At 73.6% G+C, this 12496-nt stretch carries 10 protein-coding genes; all 10 read left to right on the top strand.

Going from position 1 to position 12496, the window contains the following annotated elements; genetic code table 11:
• Window positions 1-4: 4 nt before the first annotated feature.
• The 10 genes from ENKNEFLB_RS15765 to gltB all read left to right on the top strand — a co-directional run bounded on the left by ENKNEFLB_RS15765 (window position 5) and on the right by gltB (window position 12451).
• Window positions 5-1777 carry an ABC transporter ATP-binding protein gene (locus ENKNEFLB_RS15765; protein WP_214059520.1) on the top strand — a complete coding sequence of 591 codons (1773 nt, stop codon included), beginning with the start codon at window positions 5-7 and terminating at the stop codon, window positions 1775-1777.
• Between the two features lie 33 nt (window positions 1778-1810).
• A complete protein-coding gene (gene hisI, locus ENKNEFLB_RS15760; protein WP_214056265.1) occupies window positions 1811-2185 on the top strand; it encodes a phosphoribosyl-AMP cyclohydrolase in 375 nt (124 codons plus the stop codon).
• On the top strand, window positions 2182-2808 hold the full coding sequence (locus ENKNEFLB_RS15755) for a Trp biosynthesis-associated membrane protein (RefSeq protein ID WP_214056264.1): 627 nt from the start codon (window positions 2182-2184) through the stop codon (window positions 2806-2808). The genes hisI and ENKNEFLB_RS15755 overlap by 4 nt, the downstream gene beginning before the upstream one ends.
• A gap of 59 nt (window positions 2809-2867) precedes the next feature.
• Window positions 2868-3068: an HGxxPAAW family protein gene (locus tag ENKNEFLB_RS15750; protein ID WP_214056263.1), complete on the top strand. Its 201-nt coding sequence runs from the start codon at window positions 2868-2870 to the stop codon at window positions 3066-3068.
• 35 nt (window positions 3069-3103) lie between these two features.
• Complete coding sequence (gene trpC, locus ENKNEFLB_RS15745; RefSeq protein WP_214056262.1) at window positions 3104-3907, top strand: indole-3-glycerol phosphate synthase TrpC; 804 nt, start codon at window positions 3104-3106, stop codon at window positions 3905-3907.
• Window positions 3904-5313: a tryptophan synthase subunit beta gene (gene trpB, locus ENKNEFLB_RS15740; protein ID WP_214056261.1), complete on the top strand. Its 1410-nt coding sequence runs from the start codon at window positions 3904-3906 to the stop codon at window positions 5311-5313. Before trpC ends, trpB begins: the two co-directional genes overlap by 4 nt.
• Window positions 5310-6125: a tryptophan synthase subunit alpha gene (gene trpA / locus ENKNEFLB_RS15735; RefSeq protein WP_214056260.1), complete on the top strand. Its 816-nt coding sequence runs from the start codon at window positions 5310-5312 to the stop codon at window positions 6123-6125. Before trpB ends, trpA begins: the two co-directional genes overlap by 4 nt.
• Window positions 6118-6750, top strand: a complete 633-nt coding sequence (locus ENKNEFLB_RS15730; protein ID WP_214056259.1) for an SCO family protein — start codon at window positions 6118-6120, stop codon at window positions 6748-6750. The genes trpA and ENKNEFLB_RS15730 overlap by 8 nt, the downstream gene beginning before the upstream one ends.
• A gap of 46 nt (window positions 6751-6796) precedes the next feature.
• A complete protein-coding gene (lgt, locus tag ENKNEFLB_RS15725) occupies window positions 6797-7780 on the top strand; it encodes a prolipoprotein diacylglyceryl transferase (protein WP_214056258.1) in 984 nt (327 codons plus the stop codon).
• Window positions 7781-7858: 78 nt separating this feature from the next.
• Window positions 7859-12451 (top strand): glutamate synthase large subunit, encoded by a 4593-nt coding sequence (gene gltB / locus ENKNEFLB_RS15720; RefSeq protein ID WP_214056257.1) that lies wholly within the window; start codon window positions 7859-7861, stop codon window positions 12449-12451.
• Window positions 12452-12496: the final 45 nt, after the last annotated feature.

The following is a 12496-nucleotide window of genomic DNA, read 5'->3' as shown; positions in this document are numbered from 1 at the left end:
CGTGATGGTCAGCGGCGAGGAGATGCGCCCGATGGAGACGATCCGGCGGGGGCTGCACCACTCGCCGGAGCTGAAGGTCGGCCTGCGCGGCACCTTCGCCCTGGCGGTGCTGGCCTCGGCCGGGCAGGTCGTCGTCCCGATCGCGGTGCAGCAGACCCTCGACCGCGGCCTCGGCGCCCCCGGCGGCGTCGACGTCGCGTACACCACGCTGATGGCGGTGCTGGCCGGGCTCGCGGTGGTGCTGACGGGCTGGGCGTCGTACGCGATGACGCGGCGGCTGTTCACCACCTCCGAGCGGGGCCTGACCACGCTGCGGGTCAAGGCGTTCCGCCACGTCCACGACCTCCCGCTGCTGACCCAGGACACCGAGCGCCGTGGCGCCCTGGTCTCGCGGGTCACCAGCGACGTCGACCAGGTCAGCCAGTTCCTCGTCTTCGGCGGTCTGCTGTTCGTGGTCAGCGTCGGCCAGGTCCTGCTCGCCACGGTCGTGATGGCGTTCTACTCCTGGCCGCTGGCGATCGTGGTGTGGGTCTGCTTCGCGCCGCTGTTCCTGTCCCTGCGCTACTTCCAGCGGCGGCTGTCCCTGGCCTACGGCGTGGTGCGCCGCCAGGTCGGGGTGCTGCTGTCGGCCGTCTCGGAGCCGGTCGTGGGTGCCGAGGTCGTGCGGGCCTACGCCGTCCAGGAGCGCACCCAGGCCCGCATCGACGAGGCCATCGCCACCCACCAGGCCGCCAGCGTGCGGGCCCAGGGCTTCACCGCCTTCTCCTTCTCCCTCGGTGGGCTCTCGGCCGGCCTGGCCAACGCCGGCGTCATCGTGGTCGGCATCTGGCTGGGCCTGGCCGGCGACCTCACCGCCGGTCGCGTGCTCGCCTTCGCCTTCCTCGTCTCGCTGTTCGTCGGCCCGGTCCAGATGGGCACCCAGATCGTCACCGACGCCCAGCTGGCCATCGCCGGCTGGCGACGGGTGATCGGCATCCTGGACACCCCCGCCGACCTCGTCGACCCCGGCCCCGACGGCGTCGACCTGCCGCGGGGCCCGATCGAGGTCCGCCTCGACGGCGTCACCTTCGCCTACCCCGGGGGCCCGCCGGTGCTCCGCGACGTCGACCTGACGATCACCGCCGGCAGCCGGGTGGCGGTCGTCGGCGAGACCGGCTCGGGCAAGTCGACCATCGCGAAGCTGGTCACCCGCCTGATGGACCCCACCCAGGGACGCGTCCTGCTCGACGGCGTCGACCTGCGCCAGGTGGCGCCCCGCTCGCTGCGCAGCGGCGTGGTGCTGGTCCCGCAGGAGGGCTTCCTGTTCGACGACACCCTGGCTGCGAACGTCCGCTACGGCCGGCTCGGCGCCACCGACGCCGAGATCACCGCCAGCGCCCAGGAGCTCGGCCTCGGCGACTGGCTGGCCACCCTGCCGCTGGGCCTGGAGACCCGCGTCGGCCAGCGCGGCGAGGCGATGTCGGCGGGGGAGCGGCAGCTGGTCGCCCTGCTCCGTGCCCACCTGGCCGACCCCGACCTGCTGGTCCTCGACGAGGCCACCAGCGCCGTCGACCCCGCGCTCGAGATGCGGATCGGGCGCGCGCTCGACCGGCTGATGTCGGGGCGCACCTCGATCACCATCGCCCACCGGCTCTCGACCGCCGAGAACGCCGACGAGGTGGTGGTCGTCGACGCCGGCCGGGTCGTCCAGCGCGGCCCGCACGCCGCCCTCGTGGCCCAGCCCGGCACCCCGTACGCCCGGCTGCACGCGTCCTGGACCGCCCAGCACGGCGCCTGAGGCACCCTCCCCCCGGGCGGCCATACTGGAGCGGTGACCTCCTCCCTCGACCCCGGCCTCGCGTCCCGGCTCAAGCGCACCGGCCCGGACTCGCTCGGCCTGCTCCCCGCGGTGGTCCAGCAGCACGACACCGGCGAGGTGCTGATGCTGGGCTGGATGGACGAGGAGGCCCTGCAGCGCACCCTGACCACGGGCCGGGCGACCTACTGGAGCCGGTCCCGCCAGGAGTACTGGGTCAAGGGCGACACCTCCGGTCACGTCCAGCACGTCCGTGAGGTCCGCCTCGACTGCGACGGCGACACGCTGCTGCTGCGCGTGGACCAGGTCGGCGCGGCCTGCCACACCGGGGACCACACGTGCTTCGACGCCGACCTCCTCCCGCTGGGGACGGGCCCGGTGACCCCGTGACCCGCTCGTCGACCCGCACCGCGACCCGTGGCGCCGCCCGCAGCCCGCGGCGGACGTTCGGCCCGGTGCTCCTGCTCGGCCTGGCCGGCTCCGGACTGGCCGCGTTCGGCGGCAGCCGGGCGTGGGCGTCGGCCGACGACGCCGCCCCGCCGCAGGCCGTCGACGCGCTCGGCTCGTCCGCCGTGGTCGCCGGCAGCGGCGAGGTCCCGCTCGCCGGCGCGCTGGCCCTGGTCGCGCTCGCCTGCTGGGGCGTGCTCCTGGTGACCCGCGGCCGGGTGCGTCGGCTGCTGGCGCTGCTCGCCGCGGCGGCCGCCGGCGGCGTGCTCGCCACCGTCGTCGTCGGGGCGCAGGGAGTGCGCCAGGACGTCCGCGACGCCGTGGCCGTGCTGGGTCAGGGCGAGCCCACGGTGGGGTTCACCGCCTCGCTCTGGTTGACCGGCGTCGGGGCCCTGGCGGCGCTGGCCGCCGCGGTGCTGGCCGTGCGCTGGGCGCCGTCCTGGCCCGAGATGGGACGACGGTACGACGCCCCCGGCACAGCCGTCGCGGCGCCGGAGGCGGGGGCCGACACGAGCAACCTCGAGCTGTGGAAGTCGCTCGACCAGGGCCGCGACCCGACGACCTGAGGCGACCGCCTCCCCCCTAGACTGGGGGCTCCAGCGGGACCCACCACCTAGGAGCCTTGATGTCTGACTCGAGCCACGGCAACACCCCGGCCGCCTGGACGGCCGTGGTGCTCGGTCTGGTCGGCTTCGTGGTCGGCGGGGTCGGGCTGATGTTCTCGCCGGTCAACATGACCGTGTTCTGGATCGGCGTGGCCATCGCGCTCGTCGCCCTGGTCGCGTACTTCGCGCTCGACAAGGTGCTCAACCGCAGCAGCCACTGACGCACAGCCCCCACGACCGGGAGGTCCCGCCCGACATGACCGTCCTCGACGACATCGTCGCCGGCGTCCGGCTCGACCTCGACCGGCGTGAGGCCGCCCTGCCGCTGCGCGAGGTCGAGGCCGCCGCGGCCGACGCCCCCGGCCCGCGGGACCCGATGCCGCACCTGCGCTCGACCGGGTCGAGCGTGATCGCCGAGGTGAAGCGCCGCAGCCCGAGCAAGGGCGACCTCGCCGACATCCCGGACCCGGCCGCCCTGGCCGCGCAGTACGCCGCCGGCGGCGCCGCCGCGATCAGCGTCCTCACCGAGGAGCGCCGCTTCGGGGGCAGCCTGGCCGACCTGCGCGCCGTGCGCGCCGCGGTGGACACCCCGCTGCTGCGCAAGGACTTCATCGTCACCGACTACCAGCTCGTCGAGGCCCGCGCCGCCGGCGCCGACCTGGCGCTGCTGATCGTGGCCGCGCTCGACGACGACACCCTGTCCCGCCTCCACGACCGTGCCCGCGGCCTCGGACTGACCGTCCTGGTCGAGGTGCACGACGAGGCCGAGGCCGAGCGGGCCCTCGCCCTCGACGCCGAGCTGATCGGGGTCAACGCCCGCAACCTGAAGACCCTCGAGGTCGACCCCGACGCCTTCGGTCGACTCGTGACCCAGCTGCCCGCCGACCGCGTGCTGGTCGCCGAGTCCGGCGTCACCGGGCCCGACGACGTCCAGCGCTACACCGACCTGGGCGCCCGCGCCGTGCTCGTGGGCGAGGCCCTCGTCCGCGGTGGCGCCCCCCGCGAGACCGTCGCCGCGATGACCGGTCTCCTCCCCGCCCGCACAGGAGCAGACGCATGACCACCACCGAGCACCCCGCCGTCCCCGCCGCCGCCGTCCCCGCCGACGCCGTCCCCGCCGACGCCGTCCCCGCCGACGCCGTCCCGGGCGCCGCCACCCGCTGGGACGCCGACGGGCTCGGCTGGTTCGGGGGGTCCGAGACCGGCTGGGGCGGGCGGTTCATGCCCGAGGCCCTGGTCGCGGCGCTCGACGAGCTCGACGAGGCCCGCCGTGAGGCGATGGCCGACCCGGCGTTCGTCGCCGAGTTCCAGGCCGTCCTGCGCGACTACGCCGGGATGCCCAGCCCGCTCTACGAGGCCGAGCGGCTCTCGGCCCGGGTCGGCTGCCGGGTCCTGCTCAAGCGCGAGGACCTGAACCACACCGGCGCCCACAAGATCCGCAACGTCCTCGGCCAGGCGATGCTGACCAGGCGGATGGGCAAGAAGCGGGTCATCGCCGAGACCGGGGCCGGCCAGCACGGCGTGGCCAGCGCCACGGCCGCGGCGTACTTCGGGCTCGACTGCACCGTCTACATGGGCGCCGTCGACACCCGACGCCAGGCGCTCAACGTGGCCCGGATGCACCTCCTCGGCGCCTCGGTCGTGCCGGTCGAGTCCGGCAGCGCCACCCTGAAGGACGCCATCAACGAGGCCATGCGCGACTGGGTCGCCAGCGTCGACCACACCGCGTACCTCTTCGGCACCGCCGCGGGGCCGCACCCGTTCCCGACCATGGTCCGCGACTTCACCCGGGGCATCGGCGACGAGGCCCGGGCGCAGTGCCTCGAGCGGTACGGCGTGCTGCCCGACGCGATCGCGGCCTGCGTCGGCGGCGGCTCGAACGCGATCGGCCTGTTCACGGCCTTCCTCGACGACGAGGACGTCGCGATCTACGGCTTTGAGCCCGGGGGCGAGGGCGTCGACACCCCCCGGCACGCCGCGACCATCCACGCCGGGGCGCGCGGGGTGCTGCACGGCGCCCGCACCTACGTCCTGCAGGACGACGACGGCCAGACCGTCGAGTCGCACTCGATCTCGGCCGGGCTGGACTACCCCGGCGTCGGGCCGCAGCACGCGCACCTGTCGGCCATCGGCCGGGCCACCTACGTGCCGGTCACCGACGCCGAGGCGATGGACGCCATGGCGCTGCTCAGCCGCACCGAGGGCATCATCCCCGCGATCGAGACCGCGCACGCCGTGGCCGGTGCCCTGCGGGTCGCCGAGAGGCTCGCGGCCGAGAAGGGCCCCGAGGCGACGGTGCTGATCAACCTGTCGGGGCGCGGTGACAAGGACATGGGCACCGCCATCGAGTACTTCGGCCTCGGCGACCCCGACCGGGTCACCGAGGAGCCCGTGGGTCGCACCGACGCCGGCGGCGGGGTCGACGTCGCCCAGGGCGAGGGCAGCGGCGCGGGGGAGCAGCTGTGAGCGCCACGACCACGACCGGCGTGGCCACCGCGTTCGCCACCGCCCGCGCCGAGGGCCGCTCGGCCCTGGTCGGCTACCTGCCGGCCGGCTTCCCCGACGTGGCCGGCGGGATCGAGGCGCTGCAGGTGATGGTCGACGCCGGCTGCGACGTCATCGAGGTCGGGCTGCCCTACTCCGACCCGGTGATGGACGGCCCCACGATCCAGGCGGCCGCCCAGGTCGCGCTCGAGCAGGGCACCCGCACCAGCGACGTCCTGCGCACCGTTGAGGCGGTGGCCGCGACCGGGGTCCCGACCGTGGTGATGACCTACTGGAACCCCGTCGAGCGCTACGGCGTCGACCGGTTCGCCCAGGACCTCGCCGACGCCGGGGGAGCGGGCCTGATCACGCCCGACCTCACCCCCGACTTCGCCCCCGAGTGGATCGCGGCGGCCGACGCCCGCGACCTCGACAAGATCTTCCTGGTCGCCCCGTCCTCCACCGACGAGCGGATCGCCATGACCACGGCCGCCTGCCGGGGATTCGTCTACGCCACCGCGGTGATGGGCGTGACCGGCGCCCGGACCACCACCAGCGACCTCGCCGGTCCGCTCGTGGCCCGCACCCGCGCGGTCAGCGACCTGCCCGTGGGCGTCGGCCTCGGCGTCGGCAGCGGTGACCAGGCCGCGTCGGTGGCGGCCTACGCCGACGGCGTCATCGTGGGCTCCGCGTTCGTGCGCACCCTGCTCGACCACGCCGACGACCGGACGGCCGGCCTGGCCGCGCTGCGCGCGCTGACCGAGGACCTCGCCGACGGGGTGCGTCGTGGCTGAGCGCGGGAGCAGGACAGGCCGCGCCCGGCGCACCACCCTGGCCGGGGCCCTGGCGTCGCTGGCGCTGGTCGTCTCGGCCTGCGGGGGCCCGGCCTCCGGGGACGACGCCTTCGCCGGCACGGTGCTCGACAACCCGTACCAGGTGGACCCGGCCCCGCTGACGGCCACCGACGGCAGCAGCTTCTCGCTGGTCGACGACACCGACGCCCGCCTGACGCTGGTCTTCTTCGGCTACACCCAGTGCCCCGACATCTGCGGGGTGGTGATGGCCCAGCTGGCCTCGGCGGTGCAGCAGCTCGACGACGCGGACCGCGAGGACGTCCAGATGGTCTACGTCACCACCGACCCCGCCCGCGACAACGAGGGCGTGATCCGCAGCTACCTCGACCGGCTCGACCCCTCCTTCGAGGGCCTGACCGGCGACCTCGGCACCATCGAGCAGGTGGCCTCCTCGATGGCGGTCGGGTTCACCGAGGAGGACCGGCTGCCCAGCGGCGGCTACGAGGTGACCCACTCCACGCAGGTGCTCGGCATCGACGGGACCGACGAGGTCCCCGTGCTGTGGACCCAGGACACCACCGCGACCGAGTACGCCGCGGACATCCACACCCTGCTGAACAGCTAGGACCGCCCACCGGCCCCGGCCGGACCCGCCCGACCAGGAGCCCCGCGTGAGCCTCACCCTGCTGGCCATCCCCAGCCCCGACCAGGGCACCTGGTACCTCGGCCCGCTGCCGCTGCGCGGCTACGCGCTGTGCATCATCCTCGGCATCGTCGCCGCGATCTGGATCGCCGAGCGCCGCTGGGTCGCCCGCGGCGGCCGGGCGGGGGAGATCTCGGACCTCGCCGTCTGGGCGGTCCCCTTCGGTCTGGTCGGCGGCCGGCTCTACCACGTCATCACCGACTCCGGCCGCTACTTCGGCGAGGGCGGCGACCCGTGGGCGGCGCTCTACGTGTGGCAGGGCGGGCTCGGGATCTGGGGTGCGATCGCCCTCGGCGCCGTCGGCGTCGTGATCGGCGCCCGGCGTCGCGGGATCAGGCTGCTGCCGGTCCTCGACGCGATGGCCCCCGGGGTCCTGGTCGCCCAGGCGATCGGACGGTGGGGCAACTGGTTCAACCAGGAGCTGTACGGCAGCCCCACCACGCTGCCCTGGGGCCTGGAGATCGACCCCTCGTACTGGCCCTCCGGCGCCGCCGAGACCCTCGGCCTCACGCCGGAGACGCTGTTCCACCCGACCTTCCTCTACGAGTTCCTCTGGAACCTCGCCGCCTTCGCCGTGGTGATCTGGGCCGACCGCCGCTTCCGCCTCGGCCACGGCCGGGTGCTGGCGCTCTACGTGATGACCTACACCCTGGGCCGCGCCTGGATCGAGAACCTGCGCATCGACGACGTCGAGCTGAACGACGTCCTCGGGCTGCGGCTGAACGTGTGGACCTCGCTGGTGCTGCTGGTCGCGGCCACGGCGTACTTCGTGTGGGCCGGCCGGCGCCACCCCGGGCGTGAGGAGTCGGTCTACGACGAGGGTCGCGGGCCCGAGCACGACGAGGTCGCGCAGCCGGAGGAGCAGCCCGGCGAGCCGTCCGAGGTGGCCGAGACCGAGGGTCCCGGCGACGGGTCCGGTCCCAACAGGCGTCGCCGCCACCGGGGGTCGTGAAACCCGGTGGTAATCTTCCTGGCATAGCCGCGTGGGCCAAGGTCGTCCCGTGCGTCCCGGCCCTCCGCGGCCGACGTCATGAGGACTCGCACGACGACGGGAGTCATTCCGGTGACCTACTCGCACGCCTTCCCGCCGCCCCAGGGGCTCTACGACCCGACGCGGGAGCACGACGCCTGCGGGGTCGCGTTCGTCGCCACCCTGACCGGTGAGGCCAGCCACGACATCGTGGCCAAGGCCCTCACCGCGCTGCGCAACCTCGACCACCGTGGCGCAGCCGGCGCCGAGCCGAACTCCGGGGACGGCGCGGGCATCCTGATGCAGGTGCCCGACGCGTTCCTGCGCGAGGAGACCGCGCGACTGGGCTTCGAGCTGCCGCCGACCTCGGCGTACGCCGTGGGCACCGCCTTCCTGCCCGGCGACGACGCGCAGGTGGCGGCCACCGTGGCCCGCGTCGAGGAGATCGCCGCCGAGGAGGGCCTCGCGGTCCTCGGCTGGCGCGACGTGCCGATCGACCCCGAGATCCTCGGCAGCACCGCGCGCGGGGTCATGCCGACCTTCCGCCAGGTCTTCCTCGCCGGCGCCGGCACCCGGGTCACCGGGATGGCGCTCGAGCGGCTGGCCTTCGTGCTGCGCAAGCGCGTCGAGCACGAGACCGACGTCTACTTCCCCTCGCTGTCGGCGCGCACCCTGGCCTACAAGGGGATGCTCACCACCGACCAGCTCGACAACTTCTACCCCGACCTGGTCGACGAGCGCGTCGCCTCGGCCCTGGCGGTCGTGCACTCGCGCTTCTCCACCAACACGTTCCCCTCGTGGCCGCTGTCGCACCCCTTCCGGTTCATCGCCCACAACGGCGAGATCAACACCGTGATGGGCAACCGCAACTGGATGCGGGCCCGAGAGGCGCTGCTGCGCTCGGACCTCATCCCCGGCGAGCTGGACCGGATCTTCCCGATCTGCACGCCCGGGGCGTCCGACTCCGCCTCCTTCGACGAGGTCCTCGAGCTGCTGCACATGGGTGGGCGCTCGCTGCCCCACGCGGTGCTGATGATGATCCCGGAGGCGTGGGAGAACCACGCCGAGATGTCGCAGGACCAGCGGGACTTCTACGAGTTCCACTCCACGATGATGGAGCCCTGGGACGGCCCGGCCTGCGTGGTGTTCACCGACGGCACCCAGATCGGCGCCACCCTCGACCGCAACGGCCTGCGCCCCTCGCGCTACTGGGTCACCGACGACGGCCTGGTCGTGCTGGCCTCCGAGGTCGGCGTGCTCGACCTCGACCCCGCCACGATCGTGCGCAAGGGCCGCCTGCAGCCCGGGCGGATGTTCCTCGTCGACACCGACGAGCACCGGATCATCGAGGACGAGGAGATCAAGCACGGCCTCGCCGCCGAGCACCCGTACGGGGAGTGGCTGCACGCCGGCCTGATCCACCTCAAGGACGTCACCGAGCGCGAGCACATCGTGCACACCCACGCCTCGGTCACCCGGCGCCAGCAGGTGTTCGGCTACACCGAGGAGCAGCTGCGGGTGCTGCTGACCCCGATGGCCAACACCGGCGCCGAGCCGATCGGGTCGATGGGCACCGACACCCCGGTCGCGGCCATCTCGGCCAAGCCACGGCTGGTCTTCGACTACTTCAGCCAGCTCTTCGCCCAGGTCACCAACCCGCCGCTGGACGCCATCCGCGAGGAGCTCGTCACCTCGCTGAACGGCTCCATCGGCCCCGAGTCGAACCTGCTCCAGCCGCAGGCGGCGTCCTGCCGCCAGGTCGTGCTGCCGTTCCCGGTCATCGACAACGACGAGCTGGCCAAGATCCGCCACATCAACCGTGACGGCGACATGCCCGGCTTCACCACCCACGTCGCCCGCGGGCTCTACGCCGTCGAGGGCGGCGGCGAGGCGATGGCCGCGCGGATCGAGGAGATCTGCGCCGAGGTCAGCGCGGCGATCGCGGAGGGCGCCCGCGTGATCGTGCTGTCGGACCGTCACTCCACCGCGGAGATGGCCCCGATCCCGTCCCTGCTGCTCACGGCCGCCGTGCACCACCACCTGGTGCGCGAGAAGACCCGGACCCAGGTCGGCATGGTCGTCGAGGCCGGCGACGTGCGCGAGGTGCACCACGTGGCGCTGCTGGTCGGCTACGGCGCCGCGGCGGTGAACCCGTACCTGGCGATGGAGTCCGTCGAGGACCTCGCCCGCGAGGGCTACTACGTCCAGGCCGACCCCGAGACCGCGGTGAAGAACCTGGTCAAGGCGCTCGGCAAGGGCGTGCTGAAGGTGATGTCGAAGATGGGCGTCTCCACGGTGGCCTCCTACACCGGCGCCCAGATCTTCGAGGCGCTCGGGCTCTCGCAGGAGGTCGTCGACCGCTACTTCACCGGCACCACCTCCAAGCTCGGCGGCATCGGGCTCGACACCATCGCCGACGAGGTCGCGGCCCGGCACGCCTCGGCCTACCCGCGCGGCGGGATCGCCCCGGCGCACCGCGAGCTCGAGATCGGCGGCGAGTACCAGTGGCGCCGCGAGGGCGAGCCGCACCTGTTCGACCCCGAGACGGTCTTCCGCCTCCAGCACGCGACCCGCACCGGGCGCTACGACGTGTTCAAGCAGTACACCGCCCGCGTCGACGAGCAGGCCGAGCGGCTGATGACCCTGCGCGGGATGTTCCGCTTCAAGGACGCCGCGGCCACCGGCCGCACCCCCGTGCCGCTCGACGAGGTCGAGCCCGTCGAGGCCATCGTGAAGCGCTTCTCCACCGGCGCGATGTCCTACGGCTCGATCAGCGGCGAGGCGCACGAGACGCTGGCGATCGCGATGAACCGCCTCGGCGGCAAGTCCAACACCGGCGAGGGCGGCGAGGACGCCGAGCGCCTCTACGACCCCGAGCGCCGCAGCTCCATCAAGCAGGTGGCCTCCGGCCGCTTCGGGGTGACCTCGGAGTACCTCACCAACGCCGACGACATCCAGATCAAGATGGCCCAGGGCGCCAAGCCGGGCGAGGGCGGCCAGCTGCCCGGCAACAAGGTCTACCCGTGGGTGGCCAAGACCCGGTACTCCACCCCGGGCGTCGGCCTGATCAGCCCGCCCCCGCACCACGACATCTACTCGATCGAGGACCTCGCCCAGCTGATCCACGACCTGAAGAACGCCAACCCCTCGGCCCGGGTGCACGTCAAGCTCGTCGCCGAGGTCGGGGTCGGCACGGTCGCGGCCGGCGTCTCGAAGGCCCACGCCGACGTGGTGCTCATCTCCGGCCACGACGGCGGTACGGGCGCGGCGCCGCTGACCTCCCTCAAGCACGCCGGCGGTCCCTGGGAGCTCGGCCTCGCCGAGACCCAGCAGACCCTGCTGCTCAACGGCCTGCGTGACCGGATCGTGGTCCAGACCGACGGCCAGCTCAAGACCGGTCGCGACGTCGTCGTCGCCGCCCTGCTGGGGGCGGAGGAGTACGGGTTCGCCACGGCGCCGTTGGTGGTCTCGGGCTGCATCCTGATGCGGGTCTGCCACCTCGACACCTGCCCGGTGGGCGTCGCCACGCAGAACCCCGTGCTGCGCGAGCGCTTCTCCGGCAAGGCCGAGTACATCGTCAACTTCTTCACCTACATCGCCGAGGAGGTCCGCGAGCTGCTCGCCGAGCTCGGGTTCCGCACCCTCGACGAGGCCGTCGGCCAGGTCGGCTCGCTCGACGTCGACCAGGCCGTGCACCACTGGAAGGCGGCCGGGCTGGACCTGGCCCCGGTCCTGCACGACCCGGGCCTGGGCTCGTTCGAGGACCAGGACCGGCGCCGCACCCAGCCGCAGGACCACGGCCTGGACCGCTCCCTCGACGTCACCGAGCTGCTCCCGCTGGCGCAGGACGCGCTCGAGCGGGGCGAGCCGGTGCGCGCCCAGGTGACGATCCGCAACGTGCACCGCACGGTCGGCACGATCCTGGGTCACGAGGTCACCAAGAAGTACGGCGGGGACGGGCTGCCCGCCGGCACCATCGACCTCACCTTCACCGGGTCGGCCGGGCAGTCGTTCGGCGCGTTCGTGCCCTCGGGGATGACCCTGCGCCTGGAGGGCGACGCCAACGACTACGTCGGCAAGGGCCTCTCCGGCGGCCGGATCGCGGTGCGCCCCGAGCGCACGGCGGTCTTCGAGGCGAACGAGCAGATCATCGCCGGCAACGTCATCGGCTACGGCGCCACGTCGGGCGAGATCTTCGTCCGCGGCGGCGTGGGGGAGCGGTTCTGCGTGCGCAACTCCGGCGCGTGGGCGGTCACCGAGGGCGTCGGCGACCACGCCTGCGAGTACATGACGGGCGGCCGCGTGGCCGTGCTCGGGCCGACCGGGCGCAACGTCGCCGCCGGCATGTCCGGCGGCGTGGCCTGGGTGCTCGACCTCGCCGACCACCGGGTCAACAAGGAGCTCGTCGAGCTCGGCCCGGTGACCGAGGAGGCGGCCAAGGAGCTCGAGTGGCTCGTGCGCACCCACCACGAGGAGACCGGGTCGACGGTGGCCGAGGCCCTGCTCGCCGACTGGGAGACCTCGCTGACCCGCTTCACCGAGATCATGCCGCGCGACTACCGGATCGTGCTCGAGGCCAAGGCGAAGGCCGAGGCCGACGGGCTCGACGAGAAGGAGACGGCGACCAAGATGATGGAGGCGCTCCATGGCTGAGCGGCTCCACCGGCACCTGTCAGCCGACCGCGGCGTCCGCCGCCC

The sequence above is a fragment of the Nocardioides aquaticus genome (assembly GCF_018459925.1).
Lineage (GTDB): Bacteria > Actinomycetota > Actinomycetes > Propionibacteriales > Nocardioidaceae > Nocardioides > Nocardioides aquaticus.
This window is presented reverse-complemented; position numbering and strand designations above follow the sequence as displayed.

What these genes read in the sequence shown, in the direction of transcription:
- ENKNEFLB_RS15765 (WP_214059520.1), top strand. Translation starts at nt 5, where the DNA reads ATGGTCAGCGGCGAGGAGATGCGCCCGATGGAGACGATCCGGCGGGGG.
- ENKNEFLB_RS15750 (WP_214056263.1), top strand. Translation starts at nt 2,868, where the DNA reads ATGTCTGACTCGAGCCACGGCAACACCCCGGCCGCCTGGACGGCCGTG.
- trpC (WP_214056262.1), top strand. Translation starts at nt 3,104, where the DNA reads ATGACCGTCCTCGACGACATCGTCGCCGGCGTCCGGCTCGACCTCGAC.
- trpB (WP_214056261.1), top strand. Translation starts at nt 3,904, where the DNA reads ATGACCACCACCGAGCACCCCGCCGTCCCCGCCGCCGCCGTCCCCGCC.
- gltB (WP_214056257.1), top strand. Translation starts at nt 7,859, where the DNA reads ATGAGGACTCGCACGACGACGGGAGTCATTCCGGTGACCTACTCGCAC.